This window comes from Pseudomonas sp. HMSC08G10 (assembly GCF_001808425.1).
Taxonomy (GTDB): Bacteria; Pseudomonadota; Gammaproteobacteria; order Pseudomonadales; family Pseudomonadaceae; genus Aquipseudomonas; species Aquipseudomonas guariconensis.
Genome location: NZ_KV793332.1, coordinates 54,584 through 70,400, shown reverse-complemented (window position 1 = coordinate 70,400; position 15,817 = coordinate 54,584). Strand labels below are relative to the sequence as shown.

Genomic DNA, 15,817 nt, shown 5'->3' with positions numbered 1-15,817 from the left:
ATGGTTTTTGATCAGGTCCGCCAGCGGCGCCTGTCCGACGACATCGTCGATCGGTTGGAAGGGATGATTCTCGAAGGTACGCTGACCTCAGGGCAGCGCCTGCCGGCCGAGCGCGTGTTGGCGGAGCAGTTTGGCGTATCCCGGCCTTCGTTGCGCGAGGCGATCCAGAAGCTGGTGGCTAAAGGGTTGTTGGTCAGTCGCCAGGGCGGTGGCAACTATGTGGCCGAGGCACTGGGGTCAACGTTCAGCGATCCGTTGCTGCAGCTGCTCGAGCGCAACCCCGAGGCTCAGCGCGACCTGTTGGAGTTTCGCCATACGCTGGAGGCTTCCTGTGCCTACTATGCGGCCCAGCGGGCCACAGAGCCTGACCGTGAGCGGCTCAAGGCTGCCTTCGATGCGCTGCAGGACTGCTATGCCCGTGTCGACGAGGTCAGTCGGGCGGAGGAGGGGGCGGCCGATGCGCGTTTTCACCTGGCGATCGCCGAGGCCAGTCACAATGCAGTGCTGCTCCATACCATCCGCGGCTTGTTCGACCTGCTCAAGCGCAACGTGGTGACCAATATCGGCGGTATGTACCAACAGCGCAGCGAGACCCGCGACATGCTGATCAGTCAGCATCGCGAGTTGTATCGGGCAATCATCGAGGGTAGGGCAGACGATGCGCGGGAGGTCTCGAGCCGGCACATTCTGTACGTGCAGGAAGTGCTCGAAGAAGCGCAGCAGGAGGCCCAGCGTGTAGCACGCGCAGAGCGACGCAGCGGGCGTTGAGATGGGTTGCTTTGTGTAGGCGTTTAGCGGGTAAACCCGCTTCCACAGGGTTGCCGTCGCTGTCCCTGTAGGAACGGGTTTACCCGCGAATAGGCCTGCACAGGCAGGGAGGGCTTACTCGCCCTTGCCCTTGTTGCGCATCGTGCGCTGGATCTCGCGGTTGGAATCGCGCTCGCGCAGGGTGTCGCGCTTGTCGAACTCCTTCTTGCCCTTACCCAGTGCAATTTCGCACTTGATCAGGTGCTTGCTCCAGTACAGCGAGAGGGCTACGCAGGTGTAGCCCTTCTGTGCCACGGCAGCTTCCACGCGTTCGAGCTCGCGCTTGTTCAGCAGCAGCTTGCGGGTGCGGGTGGGGTCGGCGATGACGTGGGTGCTGGCGGTGGTCAGCGGGGTGATGTGGCTGCCGAACAGCCAGGCTTCGCCATCCTTGAGCAGCACGTAGCTGTCGGTCAGGTGCGCCTTGCCGGCCCGCAGGCTCTTTACTTCCCAACCGGACAGGACCAGTCCGGCCTCGAACTTGTGTTCGATGAAGTAATCGTGTCGCGCTTTTTTGTTTTGCGCGATGGTCCCGGTCGGATGTTTCTTTTGCTTAGCCATAGGGGCCGCATTATAGGCAGTCGCTGCGTCGGCGGCTACGGGGTTTAGGTGTGCTTGAGCCTGTAGGATGAATCCCGGACAATGCAGGGCCTGTTCCCTCGAAGGGGACTGTTTTCGATGTGCTTAGAAAGCGCTGCCGCCCTGCCTTGGAAGTGACGCCTGGATGACTACCCATATTCAACGCTCTGCCCTGCTGCCGTACCCTGCCCAGGCGCTCTACGATCTGGTGAATGATGTGGCCAACTACCCGAAGTTCCTGCCGTGGTGCTCGGCTTCGACCGTGATCGAAGCCAGCGACACGCACATGCGGGCGAAGCTGGAGGTGGCCAAGGGCGGCATGAGCCAGCAGTTCGTCACACGTAATGTGCTGGTACCTGGGCAGTCGATCGAAATGAATCTGGAGGAAGGGCCGTTCACCCAGTTGCATGGCCTGTGGGTGTTCAAGGCATTGGGCGATAAGGCCTGCAAGATCAGCCTGGACCTGTCCTTCGATTACGCCGGCCCTCTGGTGCGCGCCACCCTCGGCCCTCTGTTCAACCAGGCGGCCAACACGCTGGTCGATGCATTCTGCCAGCGGGCCAAGCAACTCAATGGTTGAGGCAAGCCTGAGCATCGAGGTCGTTTACGCCACTGCCGAGCGTCAGTGGCTGCTGACGTGCGTGGTGCCCGCCGGCACAACCGTACATCAGGCGTTGCTCCATTCTCGGCTCGCCGAGCAAGTGCCGGGCTTGGACGTCGAGGCTTGCCCGGTGGGGATCTTCGGCAAGGTGGTGAATGATCCGTTTGCGCATCAAGTCGAAGAGGGGGATCGTCTGGAGGTCTACCGGCCGTTGTTGGCGGATCCGAAGGAAGTGCGCAAGCTGCGTGCGGCCAAGGCGAGAGCTGCGCGGCAGGGATAGGCCTGATGCTTGTTGGGCACGCAAGTGGTCCTTAAGTCGAGCAGGCAATAAAAAGCCCGGGCAGTGCCCGGGCTTTTTTGTCTCGCCGCGCTTATTGCGGGGAGGTTTCCAGCGGTGCTGGTGTTGGGACCGGCGTGGTCTCGATGGTGTCGATTTCTTTCTGGATCGATTCTTCCAACGAGCCTGGCTTGGCCGGTTTTTCTTCCGGTTGGCTTGGCTGGGTCGGTTGAGTGGCTGGGCTGACGGTGGTGTCGCCGCTGCCGCCGAGGATTTCCTGGTCGCGGCTCACGCCTGGCATGAAGTCGCCGGACAGGCTGACCAATTGATCGCTGTCGTTGAAGAAAATGCTCATGCGCTCTTGCTGACGCTGGCCGCCGCCAGGCTGCAGGCTGTAGAGATAATCCCAGCGATTGGTATTGAACGTGTCCTGGATGAGTGGGTTGCCCATGATAAACCTTACTTGGCGGCGGGTCATTCCGGGGCGCAATTGGTCTATCATGTCCTGCGTAACGACATTGCCCTGCTGGATGTCGATTTTGTAAACCCCGGGAAACGAGCAACCGGCGAGTGCGAGCAGTCCCACTAGGGTGAGGCTGGTTAGCAAGAGCTTGGTGTTTTGCATCGGTGGGCGACTTCCACTATCTTGGCTGGACAACGTAAACCCCGATCATACCCGTATTAAGAGAAGCTGCGAAGCAGCATCGGCGAGAAAGCTGACCATGGTTGAAAATAGCGAATTGCGCAAAGCCGGTCTCAAGGTGACCCTGCCTCGAGTCAAGATTCTACAGATGCTCGACTCCACGGAGCAGCGCCACATGAGCGCCGAAGACGTCTACAAGGCACTGATGGAAGCCGGTGAAGACGTCGGTCTGGCAACCGTGTATCGCGTACTGACCCAGTTCGAAGCGGCGGGTCTAGTGGTTCGCCACAACTTCGACGGCGGTCATGCGGTCTTCGAGCTGGCTGACGGCGGCCACCACGACCATATGGTCAACGTGGACTCTGGTGAAGTCATCGAGTTCGTGGATACAGAGATCGAAAAGCGCCAGAAAGAGATCGTTGCCCAGCACGGCTACGAGCTGGTTGACCATAACCTGGTCCTCTATGTGCGCAAGAAAAAGTAACGATTTATATCGTTAACAAAACAAAGGCGGCCCTCGGGTCGCCTTTTGTTTTTAGGTTGCGGGGGATCTCGTTGTTATTCATACATAGGCCCGATCCCACGAGCGCTGCGCCTTAATTGAAGCCGAACAACTCAGGCCTTACCTGTGACCACCATCTTGCGCGCATGGGCCAGCGATTCCTTGGTGAGGTCGATGCCGCCCAACATCCGCGCCACCTCCTCGACCCGCTCGCGCTTGCCCAGGTTGGCCACTGCTGTATGAGTGGTATCGCTGTTGCGTACCTTGTGCACGAACAGGTGATGGTGCCCCTGGGCAGCGACCTGGGGCAGGTGGGTCACGGTCAGGACTTGGCCGCGCTCGCCCAGCCGACGTAACAGCTGGCCGACAATTTCTGCGGTAGGGCCGCCGATGCCAACGTCCACTTCATCGAACACCAAGGTGGGGATGCGCGAGGTTTGCGCAGTGATCACCTGGATCGCCAGACTGATCCGCGACAGCTCGCCGCCTGACGCCACTTTTGCCAAGCCCTTGAGTGGCTGGCCCGGGTTGGCGCTCACCAGCAGCTCGACCACCTCCAGACCATGGGGCGAAAGCTCGCTGCCTTCATAGGGCGTGAGTTCGATACAGAAACGCCCGCCGGGCATGCCCAGGCGCTGGATCTCCTGTTCAACGGCCGTGGCGAGCTGCTTGGCCGCCTGCTGGCGCAAGGCGCTGAGCTCGAGGGCTTTGGTCTGGTAATGCTGGGCATAGGCGGCCAGTTCCTCGCCCAGGCGCTCGATCGATTCGTCGCTGGCGTTGAGCCCTTCCAGCTCGTCCATCAAGCGCTGTTGCAGGTGAGGAAGCTCGGTCGGGTGCACGCGGTGCTTGCGTGCCAGGGTGTAGATAGTGTCGAGGCGTTCCTCCAGGGCTTGCAGGCGCATGGGGTCGGCATCGAAGTGATCGAGGAAGCGGTTGAGTTCGCCCACGGCTTCCTCGACCTGGATCTGTGCGCTGGCGATTAGATTGGCGGCCTCGCCCAGCGCTTTGGGCGCGTTGGCGACGGCGGTCAGGCGATTGAGGCTGGTGGTCAGTGCACTGAGCACATTGCCGGAATCGCTTTCGCTGCAATGGTCGATCACCTGGCGGCAGATACCGAACAGGGCCTCGGCGTTGGTCAGGCTTTTATGTTCCTGTTCCAGTTGCTCCAGTTCATTTTCGCCCAGGCCAAGGTTGTCCAGCTCTTCGAGTTGATAGCTGAGCAATTGGTGACGGGCGCGTTGCTCGTCGCCGGAGTTGGACAGGCGCTCCAGCTCCTGGCGGGTCTGACGCCAGCGCTGGGCAGCCAGTTGTACCTGACGGGCCAGGTCGATGGCGCCCGCGTACTCGTCCACAAGGCGACGATGGGTGTCGGTTTTCAACAGAGACTGGTGTTCGTGCTGGCTATGAATATCGATGAGCAGTTCGCCCAGGGCCTTGAGATCGCCCAAGGGGGAAGGGGTGCCATTGATATAGCCGCGGCTGCGTCCTTCGGCAGTGATGACCCGGCGCAGGATGCAGGGGCCGGTGTTGTCCAGGTCGCGCTCGGCCAGCCAGGCACGGGCTTCAGGAATCTCGTCCAGGTCGAATGTGGCGAGGATGTCCGCCTTGTCTGCGCCAGGGCGTACCACGCCGCTGTCGGCGCGATCGCCCAAGGCCAAGCCCAGGGCGTCGAGCATGATCGACTTGCCGGCGCCGGTTTCGCCGGTGATCACGCTCATGCCGCGGGCAAGTTCGAGGTCGAGGTGCTCGACGATGGCGTAGTTGTGAATGGACAGGTGCACCAGCATGAGGGCGGCTCCCGAAGGGTCATGTCTGGTTATTTATACAGTGCTTTTCGTCGGGCTGACAATGCCCGCCGGGCGATCAATATCGTCATGGGAAAACAGCGTTGGCCCTTGAACCTAGTTTTTCCGGCCCCATATAGCCGGCAAGACAAGACGAGCCTGGGCTCGCATATCAGAAATTGCGGAGGAGAAACCTAATGGCTGACGAACAGCTGGATGAGAAGAACCTTAACGCCGAAGAGGCTGGTGCAGAGGATCTCGGTGCCCGCGTCCAGGTGCTCGAGGAGCAGCTGGCCGCCGCCAAGGATCAGTCCCTGCGCGCTGCCGCCGAACTGCAGAACATCCGCCGTCGCGCCGAGCAGGATGTCGAGAAGGCCCACAAGTTTGCCCTGGAGAAGTTCGCGGGCGACTTGCTTCCGGTGATCGACAGCCTGGAGCGTGGCCTGGAGCTGTCCAGCGCCGACGACGAGACCATCAAGCCGATGCGCGAAGGCATCGAGCTGACCCTGAAGATGTTCCACGACACCCTCAAGCGTTACAACCTCGAGGCTGTCGACCCGCACGGCGAGCCGTTCAACGCCGAGCACCACCAGGCCATGGCCATGCAGGAAAGCGCTGACGTCGAGCCGAACAGCGTGCTCAAGGTGTTCCAGAAGGGCTACCTGCTCAATGGCCGCCTGCTGCGTCCCGCCATGGTGGTGGTCAGCAAGGCGCCGACAGCCCCCCAGCCGTCGATTGATGAAAAGGCTTGAAATCCTTCCGGGCATCCCCATCTAGGTGTCAAGCATTCAAGTATTACCGCAGTTGGCCAATGTAGCCGCTGCAACCTAATTCAAGTTTCGGGAGAGTAAACATGGGCAAAATCATCGGTATCGACCTGGGGACTACCAACTCGTGCGTCTCCATTCTGGAAAACGGTAACGTCAAAGTCATCGAGAACGCCGAAGGCGCGCGTACCACCCCTTCGATCGTGGCCTACGCCAACGATGGCGAGATCCTGGTTGGCCAGTCGGCCAAGCGTCAGGCCGTCACCAACCCGCACAACACCCTGTTCGCAGTGAAGCGCCTGATCGGCCGTCGCTTCGAAGAAGATGTTGTGCAGAAAGACATCAAGCTGGTTCCGTACAAGATCGTCAAGGCCAACAACGGTGACGCCTGGGTCGAAGCCAGCGGCAAGGAAATGGCTCCGCCGCAGATCAGCGCCGAAGTCCTGAAGAAAATGAAGAAGACCGCCGAAGACTACCTCGGCGAGCCAGTGACCGAAGCGGTCATCACCGTGCCGGCCTACTTCAACGACAGCCAGCGCCAGGCCACCAAGGACGCCGGTCGCATCGCCGGTCTGGACGTCAAGCGCATCATCAACGAGCCGACCGCCGCTGCACTGGCCTACGGCATGGACAAGGCCAAGGGTGACCACACTGTCATCGTGTATGACCTCGGTGGTGGTACCTTCGACGTTTCGGTCATCGAAATCGCTGAAGTCGACGGTGAGCACCAGTTCGAAGTACTGGCCACCAACGGCGACACCTTCCTGGGTGGCGAAGACTTCGACATGCGCCTGATCGACTACCTTGTCGATGAGTTCAAGAAAGAGTCCGGCATGGACCTGAAGAACGATCCGCTTGCTCTGCAGCGTCTGAAGGAAGCTGCTGAAAAGGCCAAGATCGAGCTGTCCTCCGCTCAGTCGACCGACGTCAACCTGCCGTACATCACTGCAGATGCGACCGGTCCTAAGCACCTGAACGTGAAGATCTCCCGCGCCAAGCTGGAGTCGCTGGTCGAGGACCTGGTCAACCGTACCATCGAGCCTTGCCGCATCGCTCTGAAGGACGCCGGTATCGACGCCAGCAAGATCGACGACGTGATCCTGGTCGGCGGCCAGACCCGTATGCCGCTGGTACAGAAGGCCGTTGCCGACTTCTTCGGCAAGGAAGCGCGCAAGGACGTCAACCCGGACGAAGCCGTCGCCATGGGTGCTGCCATTCAGGGCGCGGTCCTGGCCGGTGACGTCAAGGACGTTCTGCTGCTGGACGTCAGCCCGCTGACCCTGGGTATCGAAACCATGGGTGGCGTGATGACTGCGCTGATCGAGAAGAACACCACCATCCCGACCAAGAAGTCGCAGGTGTTCTCGACGGCCGATGACAACCAGAGCGCCGTGACCATTCACGTGCTGCAGGGTGAGCGCAAGCAGGCTGCGCAGAACAAGTCGCTGGGTAAATTCGACCTGGCCGACATTCCGCCAGCCCCGCGTGGTGTTCCGCAGATCGAAGTGACCTTCGACATCGATGCCAACGGCATCCTGCACGTGAGCGCGAAGGACAAGGCCACTGGCAAGTCCCAGTCGATCGTGATCAAGGCCAACTCGGGTCTGTCCGACGAGGAAATCGAGCGCATGGTGCGTGACGCCGAGGCCAACGCCGAGGAAGACCGCAAGTTCGAAGAGCTGGCTGCTGCTCGTAACCAGGGTGATGCGCTGGTTCACTCGACCCGCAAGATGGTCACCGACGCTGGCGACAAGGCCACTGCCGAAGAGAAAGCGGCGATCGAAGCGGCTGTGGTTGCACTGGAAGCTGCCCTGAAGGGTGACGACAAGGCTGCCATCGATGCCAAGGTCGAGGAACTGTCCAAGGTCTCCGCGCCGGTTGCCCAGAAGATGTACGCCGAGCAACAGGCCGAACAGCCTCAGGGCGGCGCACAGCAGGCCGAGCCGGAAGCCAAGCACGATGACGTGGTTGACGCCGAGTTCGAAGAAGTAAAAGACAACAACAAGCAGTAATCCCTGCATGTTGTCGGCCAGCTCATCGTCTGATGTCGGTGAGCTGGTAGGATGTCGCCGCGCGGGGGCTTGCTCCCGCGTTGGTGTGTCTGGAATTCGAGAATTTTTACAGCATCTGTCAGGGCGCAATCGTGTGGTGGCAGGTGCTGACGGCGTGGCGCAGCAAGCGCATGAACGCGCCGAATGCCCCCAAGAGTGCAATGACCTATGGCAAAGCGTGATTTTTATGAGGTCCTGGGTGTCGAGCGCGGCGCCAGCGAGGGTGACCTCAAGAAGGCCTATCGCCGCCTGGCGATGAAGTACCACCCGGACCGCAATCCGGGCGACAAGGAATCGGAAGACAAATTCAAGGAAGCCAACGAGGCTTACGAGGTTCTGTCCGATGCCAGCAAGCGCGCAGCCTACGACCAGTACGGACATGCCGGCGTCGATCCGAGCATGGGTGGTGGCGGTGCCGGCTTTGGTGGCGCTAACTTCTCGGACATCTTCGGTGATGTCTTCAGTGACTTCTTCGGTGGTGGGCGCGGCGGTTCCCGTGGCGGTGCGCAGCGCGGCAGCGACCTGCGTTATACCCTTGAGCTGAACCTCGAGGAGGCCGTGCGCGGCACTACGGTCAGCATCCGTGTGCCCACCCTGGTCAACTGCAAGCCTTGCGATGGTTCCGGTGCGAAGAAGGGCTCGACCCCGTCGGCTTGCCCAACCTGTGGCGGCATCGGTCAGGTGCGCATGCAGCAGGGCTTTTTCTCGGTGCAGCAAACCTGCCCGCGCTGCCACGGTCAAGGCAAGATCATCACCGATCCTTGCACCGCCTGCCATGGCGAGGGGCGTGTCGAGGAATACAAGACGCTGTCGGTCAAGGTGCCGGCGGGTGTCGATACCGGCGATCGCATTCGTCTTTCTGGCGAAGGCGAGGCGGGGACCCATGGTGGTCCGACCGGTGACCTCTATGTCGTCATCAGTGTGCGCGAGCACGCCATCTTCCAGCGTGACGGCAAGCACCTGTATTGCGAGGTGCCGATCAGCTACACCGATGCGGCCCTGGGTGGCGAACTGGAAGTGCCGACTCTCGATGGTCGGGTCAAGCTCAAGATTCCGGAAGGCACCCAGACCGGCAAGCAGTTCCGTCTGCGTGGCAAGGGCGTAGCCCCTGTGCGCGGTGGCGGGGCTGGCGACCTGCTGTGCCGTGTAGCTGTGGAGACCCCGGTCAACCTCAGTCGCCGTCAGCGCGAGCTGCTTGAGGAACTGCGCGACTCGTTGCAGGGCGACAGCTCCCATTCGCCCAAGGCCAGTGGCTGGTTCGAGGGTGTGAAGCGCTTCTTCGGTGATCTCTGACAAGGAACAGGCTATGCGACGTATTGCGGTAATGGGCGCGGCGGGACGAATGGGCAAGACCCTCGTCGAGGCTGTGCAGCAACAGGCGCCCCAGGCTGGCCTGACGGCGGCCATCGATCGTCCGGACAGCTCTTTGGTCGGTGCCGATGCCGGCGAACTGGCGGCCCTGGGGCGGATCGGCGTGGAAATCTCCAGCGATCTGTCCAAGGTCGCTGACGAATTCGACGTGTTGATCGACTTCACCCACCCGTCGGTGACGCTGAAGAACCTCGCCTTCTGTCGCAAGGCAGGCAAGGCGATGGTGATCGGTACTACCGGTTTCACGCCCGAGGAAAAAGAACAGTTGGCCGAGGCGGGCAAGGAGATTCCGATCGTCTTTGCCGCCAACTTCAGCGTTGGCGTCAATCTTTGCCTCAAGCTTCTGGATACCGCGGCGCGGGTGTTGGGCGACGAGGTGGATATCGAGATCATCGAGGCGCACCACCGTCACAAGGTCGATGCACCATCGGGTACTGCCTTGCGTATGGGAGAAGTGGTTGCCCAGGCGTTGGGTCGTGATCTGGGAGAAGTGGCGGTCTATGGGCGTGAGGGGCAGACCGGTGCCCGCGATCGTAAGACCATCGGCTTCGCCACGGTGCGCGCCGGTGATGTAGTGGGGGACCATACCGTGTTGTTCGCCGCTGAAGGCGAGCGCGTGGAGATCACTCACAAGGCCTCCAGCCGCATGACCTTCGCCAAGGGGGCGGTGCGTGCCGCGCTATGGCTGGAGGGGCGCGAGCCAGGCCTGTACGACATGCAGGATGTGCTCGAGCTGCGTTAAGGCAAGTTAGAGAGGCGCCTCGCGGGCAAGCCCGCTCCTACAGCAATAGCGTTGTTTTGATGTGCGGCGCGGTTCTTGTGGGAGGGCGGGCTACCCGTGAAGAAGTCGCCGATGCCAGCCTGTCGCATTCCTGTGTTTCAGAGGCACATACGCGGTAGACCTAAAACGTAATTTTCTGTAAGCTACAGCTTTAGTGTGTCCACTAAAAGCGCGCAGCGAATTGAATTCAGCACATGAAAGCGGGGTGACGTGTCCATACGTCACTCCGCTTTTTTGCAACCTGCGATCGCCCTTTCATGCTTGATTTACGGGAGGTCTTCTTGACAAAGCCAGCCATACTCGCCCTTGCCGACGGCAGTATTTTCCGCGGTGAAGCTATCGGTGCCGACGGCCAGACCGTTGGTGAGGTGGTATTCAACACCGCTATGACCGGCTACCAGGAAATCCTTACAGACCCTTCCTATGCGCAGCAAATCGTTACCCTGACCTACCCGCACATTGGCAATACCGGTACTACACCGGAAGACGCCGAGTCGAACCGTGTCTGGTCCGCTGGCCTGGTTATCCGTGACCTGCCCCTGCTGGCCAGCAACTGGCGCAACACCCAGTCGCTGCCTGACTACCTCAAGGCCAACAATGTCGTCGCCATCGCTGGCATCGACACTCGTCGCCTGACCCGAATCCTGCGCGAAAAGGGCGCCCAGAACGGCTGCATCCTCGCCGGTGACAACATCAGCGAAGAAGCCGCCATCGCCGCTGCTCGCGCCTTCCCAGGCCTCAAGGGCATGGACCTGGCCAAGGAAGTTTCCACCAAGGAACGCTACGAATGGCGCTCCAGTGTGTGGAATCTGGCAACCGACAGCCACCCGACTCTGGAAGCTGCGGACCTGCCCTATCACGTGGTGGCCTACGACTACGGCGTCAAGCTGAACATTCTGCGAATGCTGGTTGCTCGTGGCTGCCGCCTGACCGTCGTGCCGGCCCAGACCCCTGCCAGCGAAGTCCTGGCCCTGAATCCGGATGGCGTGTTCCTGTCCAACGGCCCTGGCGATCCCGAGCCATGCGACTACGCGATCCAGGCGATCAAGGACATCCTCGAGACCGATATTCCGGTCTTTGGTATCTGCCTCGGCCACCAGTTGCTGGCCCTGGCTTCTGGCGCCAAGACTGTCAAGATGGGCCACGGCCATCACGGTGCCAACCACCCGGTCCAGGATCTGGACACCGGCGTGGTCATGATCACCAGCCAGAACCACGGTTTCGCCGTCGACGAAGCCACCTTGCCGGGCAACGTCCGCGCCATCCACAAGTCGCTGTTCGACGGTACCCTGCAGGGCATCGAGCGCACCGACAAGAGCGCGTTCAGCTTCCAGGGCCACCCTGAAGCGAGCCCAGGCCCGACCGACGTCGCGCCACTGTTCGATCGTTTCATCGATGCCATGGCCAAGCGCCGCTGAGCATCCTGCATCAAGGCCCCGGGGCGGCAAGTGCCGCGCCCGGAAGCGCCTGACCCAGATTGTTCAAGACGGCTTGCCGACTGACCCGCGGATTTGAGTGACAACCATGCCAAAACGTACAGACATCAAAAGCATCCTGATTCTCGGCGCTGGCCCGATCGTGATCGGCCAGGCCTGCGAATTCGACTACTCCGGCGCCCAGGCCTGTAAAGCCCTGCGCGAGGAAGGTTTCCGCGTCATCCTGGTGAACTCCAACCCGGCCACCATCATGACCGACCCGGCCATGGCCGATGCCACCTACATCGAGCCGATCAAGTGGCAGTCGGTGGCCAAGATCATCGAAAAAGAGCGCCCTGACGCACTGCTGCCGACCATGGGCGGCCAAACCGCGCTGAACTGCGCCCTGGACCTGGAGCGCCACGGCGTTCTGGAAAAATTCGGCGTCGAGATGATCGGTGCCAATGCCGACACCATCGACAAGGCCGAAGACCGTTCGCGCTTCGACAAGGCGATGAAGGCCATTGGCCTTGAATGCCCGCGCTCCGGTATCGCCCATAGCATGGAAGAAGCCAATGCGGTGCTCGAGCGCCTGGGCTTCCCGTGCATCATCCGTCCGTCCTTCACCATGGGTGGCACGGGTGGCGGCATCGCCTACAACCGTGAAGAGTTCGAAGAGATCTGCGCCCGAGGTCTGGACCTTTCGCCGACCAAGGAGCTGCTGATCGACGAATCGCTGATCGGCTGGAAGGAATACGAGATGGAGGTTGTCCGTGACAAGAAGGACAACTGCATCATCGTCTGCTCCATCGAGAACTTCGACCCGATGGGTGTGCATACCGGTGACTCCATCACCGTGGCACCAGCGCAGACCCTGACTGACAAGGAATACCAGATCATGCGCAACGCCTCCTTGGCGGTGCTGCGCGAGATCGGCGTCGAAACCGGCGGTTCCAACGTCCAGTTCGGTATCTGCCCGAACACCGGCCGCATGGTCGTGATCGAGATGAACCCGCGTGTATCGCGCTCCTCGGCGCTGGCTTCCAAGGCCACTGGCTTCCCGATCGCCAAGATCGCCGCCAAGCTGGCGGTGGGGTATACCCTCGACGAACTGCAGAACGACATCACCGGCGGCCGTACCCCGGCGTCCTTTGAGCCGTCGATCGACTATGTCGTCACCAAGCTGCCGCGCTTTGCCTTCGAGAAGTTCCCCAAAGCCGACGCCCGCCTGACCACCCAGATGAAATCCGTGGGTGAAGTCATGGCCATTGGCCGTACCTTCCAAGAGTCCCTGCAGAAAGCCCTGCGTGGTCTGGAAGTGGGTGCATGCGGCCTCGACCCGAAAGTCGACCTGGCCAACCCGGAAGCCAACAGTATCCTCAAGCGCGAGCTGACCGTGCCAGGCGCCGAGCGTATCTGGTACGTCGCCGACGCCATGCGCGCTGGCATGACCTGCGAGCAGATCTTCGACCTGACCGGCATCGACATGTGGTTCCTGGTGCAGATGGAAGACCTGATCAAGGAAGAAGAGAAGGTCAAGACCCTGGCTCTGTCGTCGATCGACAAGGACTACATGCTGCGCCTCAAGCGCAAGGGCTTCTCGGACCAGCGTCTGGCCAAGCTGCTCGGCATCACCGACAAGAACCTGCGCCGTCACCGCCACAAGCTCGAAGTGTTCCCGGTGTACAAGCGCGTCGACACCTGCGCTGCCGAGTTCGCCACCGACACCGCTTACCTGTACTCGACCTATGAGGAAGAGTGCGAGGCCAACCCATCGACCCGTGACAAGATCATGATCCTGGGTGGTGGCCCGAACCGTATCGGCCAAGGTATCGAGTTCGACTACTGCTGCGTACACGCCGCCCTCGCGCTGCGTGAGGATGGTTACGAGACCATCATGGTCAACTGCAACCCGGAGACCGTCTCCACCGACTACGACACTTCCGACCGTCTGTACTTCGAGCCGCTGACCCTGGAAGACGTGCTGGAAGTCTGCCGCGTCGAGAAACCGAAGGGCGTCATCGTTCACTACGGCGGCCAGACCCCGTTGAAACTCGCCCGCGCCCTGGAAGAAGCCGGCGTACCGATCATCGGTACCAGCCCGGACGCTATCGACCGCGCCGAAGACCGCGAGCGCTTCCAGCAGATGGTTCAGCGTCTGAGCCTGCTGCAGCCGCCAAACGCCACCGTGCGCAGCGAAGAAGAAGCCATCAGCGCCGCTGGCGGCATCGGCTACCCGCTGGTGGTGCGTCCTTCTTACGTCCTGGGCGGTCGTGCCATGGAGATCGTCTACGAGTTGGACGAGCTCAAGCGCTATCTGCGTGAAGCGGTGCAGGTCTCGAACGACAGTCCGGTACTGCTCGACCACTTCCTCAACTGCGCCATTGAAATGGACGTGGATGCGGTCTGCGACGGTACTGACGTGGTGATCGGCGCGATCATGCAGCACATTGAGCAGGCTGGTGTTCACTCTGGTGACTCGGCATGCTCGCTGCCACCTTACTCGTTGAGCAAGGAAGTGCAGGACGAAGTCCGCGTTCAGGTCAAGAAAATGGCTCTGGAGCTGGGTGTCGTCGGTCTGATGAACGTGCAGCTGGCCCTGCAGGGCGACAAGATCTACGTGATCGAAGTCAACCCGCGCGCCTCGCGTACCGTACCGTTCGTCTCCAAGTGCATCGGCACTTCGCTGGCGATGATCGCGGCTCGAGTCATGGCTGGTAAGACCCTGAAAGAGCTGGGCTTCACCCAGGAAATCATTCCGAACTTCTACAGCGTCAAAGAAGCCGTCTTCCCGTTCGCGAAGTTCCCAGGTGTTGACCCGATCCTCGGCCCTGAGATGAAATCCACCGGTGAAGTCATGGGTGTCGGCGACAGCTTCGGTGAAGCCTTTGCCAAGGCCCAGATGGGTGCCAGCGAAGTGCTGCCAAGCGGTGGTACCGCCTTTATCAGCGTGCGTGACGACGATAAGCCGCAGGTTGCGGGTGTCGCTCGCGACCTGATCGCCCTAGGCTTCGAAGTGGTTGCTACCGCAGGCACTGCCAAGGTCATCGAGGCGGCTGGCCTGAAGGTGCGCCGTGTGAACAAAGTGACCGAAGGCCGTCCGCACGTGGTCGACATGATCAAGAACGACGAAGTGTCGCTGATCATCAACACTACCGAAGGTCGTCAGTCGATCGCCGATTCCTACTCGATTCGTCGCAATGCGCTGCAGCACAAGATCTACTGCACGACCACCATTGCGGCTGGTGAAGCCATCTGCGAAGCGCTGAAATTCGGTCCCGAGAAGACCGTTCGCCGCTTGCAGGATCTGCACGCAGGACTCAAAGCATGAGCATTACCAAGTACCCAATGACCGTCCAGGGCGCTCGCGCCCTGGAAGAGGAACTGCTCTTCCTGAGCAAGACCGAGCGTCCGCGCCTGAGCCAGGCGATCGGTGAAGCGCGGGAGCTGGGCGACCTCAAGGAAAACGCCGAATACCATGCCGCTCGTGAAGAGCAGGGCATGGTCGAGGCGCGTATCCGCGATATCGAAGGGCGTCTGCAGAACTCGGTGGTGATCGATGTCACCACCATTGCCCACACCGGCAAGGTGATCTTCGGTACCACCGTGGACCTAGAGAACACTGAGACCGGCGATCAGGTTTCCTACCAGATCGTGGGTGAGGATGAGGCGGACATCAAGAAGGGCAAGCTCTCGGCGAGCGCGCCGATTGCCCGTGCCATCATCGGCAAGGAAGAAGGCGACACCGTCGTCGTCAACACGCCAAGCGGCACGGTCGAGTACGAGATTGTCGAAGTCAAGCACATCTGACCGGCGCCTACGCGCGCCGTCCCTTGAGGGCATCCTCTGGCAACTGGCCCAGGTATTCTGGGTCGGTGGCCTGTGGGTCTTTCATGTGGGATTGGTGCCGGCACTCAAGGTGACGGGCCTTGCGCCCTTGTTGGTGCAGGATGTGGCTGCCCAGATTGACCGCTGGTTGATCGGCGTCGCGCTGCTTGGCCTGATGACCCAGCTGGCGGTATTGGCGAGGGTAGACGGTCTGGCGGCTTGGTGGCGACAGTTCCGTGGGCAGATGCTTTTGCTCGGCTTCGGTGCCTGTGTTGGCTATTACACGCTGCGCTACGGGATTTCCGTGGGTGAGCGTTGGCAGATGTTCTGCTTTTTAGTGCTGGGCTTCTCCGGCATCGTGCTGGTGGCCCAACCGGTCCCGGTCAGGGCGCGTCCATCGCGCCACTGACCGGA

Annotated in this window: 15 protein-coding genes; 12 read left to right on the top strand and 3 right to left on the bottom strand. The window is 61.1% G+C overall.

Annotated elements, in window-relative coordinates; all coding sequences use genetic code 11:
- The gene (locus tag HMPREF3173_RS21445; protein ID WP_043210135.1) at positions 1-768 is read left to right on the top strand and encodes an FCD domain-containing protein; all 768 of its coding nucleotides are present in this window, start codon (positions 1-3) and stop codon (positions 766-768) included.
- Positions 769-882: 114 nt separating this feature from the next.
- On the opposite strand, the gene smpB is transcribed toward HMPREF3173_RS21445, so the two are convergent.
- On the bottom strand, positions 883-1,365 hold the full coding sequence (gene smpB / locus HMPREF3173_RS21440) for an SsrA-binding protein SmpB (RefSeq protein ID WP_043210132.1): 483 nt from the start codon (positions 1,363-1,365) through the stop codon (positions 883-885).
- Between the two features lie 163 nt (positions 1,366-1,528).
- On the opposite strand from smpB, the gene HMPREF3173_RS21435 reads away from it, so the two are divergent.
- The gene (locus HMPREF3173_RS21435; RefSeq protein ID WP_070576505.1) at positions 1,529-1,963 is read left to right on the top strand and encodes a type II toxin-antitoxin system RatA family toxin; all 435 of its coding nucleotides are present in this window, start codon (positions 1,529-1,531) and stop codon (positions 1,961-1,963) included.
- Positions 1,956-2,264, top strand: coding sequence for an RnfH family protein (locus HMPREF3173_RS21430; RefSeq protein WP_070576502.1), 309 nt, complete (start codon positions 1,956-1,958; stop codon positions 2,262-2,264). The genes HMPREF3173_RS21435 and HMPREF3173_RS21430 overlap by 8 nt, the downstream gene beginning before the upstream one ends.
- 91 nt (positions 2,265-2,355) lie before the next feature.
- On the opposite strand, the gene HMPREF3173_RS21425 is transcribed toward HMPREF3173_RS21430, so the two are convergent.
- The gene (locus HMPREF3173_RS21425; RefSeq protein ID WP_070576500.1) at positions 2,356-2,886 is read right to left on the bottom strand and encodes an outer membrane protein assembly factor BamE; all 531 of its coding nucleotides are present in this window, start codon (positions 2,884-2,886) and stop codon (positions 2,356-2,358) included.
- Between the two features lie 97 nt (positions 2,887-2,983).
- On the opposite strand from HMPREF3173_RS21425, the gene fur reads away from it, so the two are divergent.
- Positions 2,984-3,388, top strand: a complete 405-nt coding sequence (gene fur, locus HMPREF3173_RS21420) for a ferric iron uptake transcriptional regulator (RefSeq protein ID WP_043210124.1) — start codon at positions 2,984-2,986, stop codon at positions 3,386-3,388.
- 131 nt (positions 3,389-3,519) lie between these two features.
- Here fur and recN read toward each other — a convergent pair whose 3' ends face one another.
- Positions 3,520-5,193 carry a DNA repair protein RecN gene (recN, locus tag HMPREF3173_RS21415; RefSeq protein ID WP_043210122.1) on the bottom strand — a complete coding sequence of 558 codons (1,674 nt, stop codon included), beginning with the start codon at positions 5,191-5,193 and terminating at the stop codon, positions 3,520-3,522.
- Between the two features lie 194 nt (positions 5,194-5,387).
- Between recN and grpE the strand changes: the two genes are divergently transcribed.
- The 8 genes from grpE (at position 5,388) to HMPREF3173_RS21375 (ending at position 15,812) form a co-directional block, all read left to right on the top strand.
- Positions 5,388-5,942, top strand: coding sequence for a nucleotide exchange factor GrpE (gene grpE / locus HMPREF3173_RS21410; protein ID WP_070576497.1), 555 nt, complete (start codon positions 5,388-5,390; stop codon positions 5,940-5,942).
- A 101-nt stretch (positions 5,943-6,043) separates the two neighbouring features.
- Positions 6,044-7,969, top strand: a complete 1,926-nt coding sequence (dnaK, locus tag HMPREF3173_RS21405) for a molecular chaperone DnaK (RefSeq protein WP_043210119.1) — start codon at positions 6,044-6,046, stop codon at positions 7,967-7,969.
- A gap of 207 nt (positions 7,970-8,176) precedes the next feature.
- Positions 8,177-9,301 carry a molecular chaperone DnaJ gene (dnaJ, locus tag HMPREF3173_RS21400; protein WP_043210117.1) on the top strand — a complete coding sequence of 375 codons (1,125 nt, stop codon included), beginning with the start codon at positions 8,177-8,179 and terminating at the stop codon, positions 9,299-9,301.
- A gap of 13 nt (positions 9,302-9,314) precedes the next feature.
- The gene (gene dapB, locus HMPREF3173_RS21395) at positions 9,315-10,121 is read left to right on the top strand and encodes a 4-hydroxy-tetrahydrodipicolinate reductase (protein ID WP_043210115.1); all 807 of its coding nucleotides are present in this window, start codon (positions 9,315-9,317) and stop codon (positions 10,119-10,121) included.
- Positions 10,122-10,441: 320 nt separating this feature from the next.
- Positions 10,442-11,578: a glutamine-hydrolyzing carbamoyl-phosphate synthase small subunit gene (gene carA / locus HMPREF3173_RS21390; RefSeq protein WP_043210113.1), complete on the top strand. Its 1,137-nt coding sequence runs from the start codon at positions 10,442-10,444 to the stop codon at positions 11,576-11,578.
- A 106-nt stretch (positions 11,579-11,684) separates the two neighbouring features.
- Positions 11,685-14,906: a carbamoyl-phosphate synthase large subunit gene (gene carB / locus HMPREF3173_RS21385; protein WP_043210112.1), complete on the top strand. Its 3,222-nt coding sequence runs from the start codon at positions 11,685-11,687 to the stop codon at positions 14,904-14,906.
- Complete coding sequence (gene greA, locus HMPREF3173_RS21380) at positions 14,903-15,385, top strand: transcription elongation factor GreA (RefSeq protein ID WP_080642091.1); 483 nt, start codon at positions 14,903-14,905, stop codon at positions 15,383-15,385. The genes carB and greA overlap by 4 nt, the downstream gene beginning before the upstream one ends.
- Positions 15,363-15,812: a hypothetical protein gene (locus tag HMPREF3173_RS21375; protein WP_052352448.1), complete on the top strand. Its 450-nt coding sequence runs from the start codon at positions 15,363-15,365 to the stop codon at positions 15,810-15,812. The genes greA and HMPREF3173_RS21375 overlap by 23 nt, the downstream gene beginning before the upstream one ends.
- Positions 15,813-15,817 lie beyond the last annotated feature (5 nt).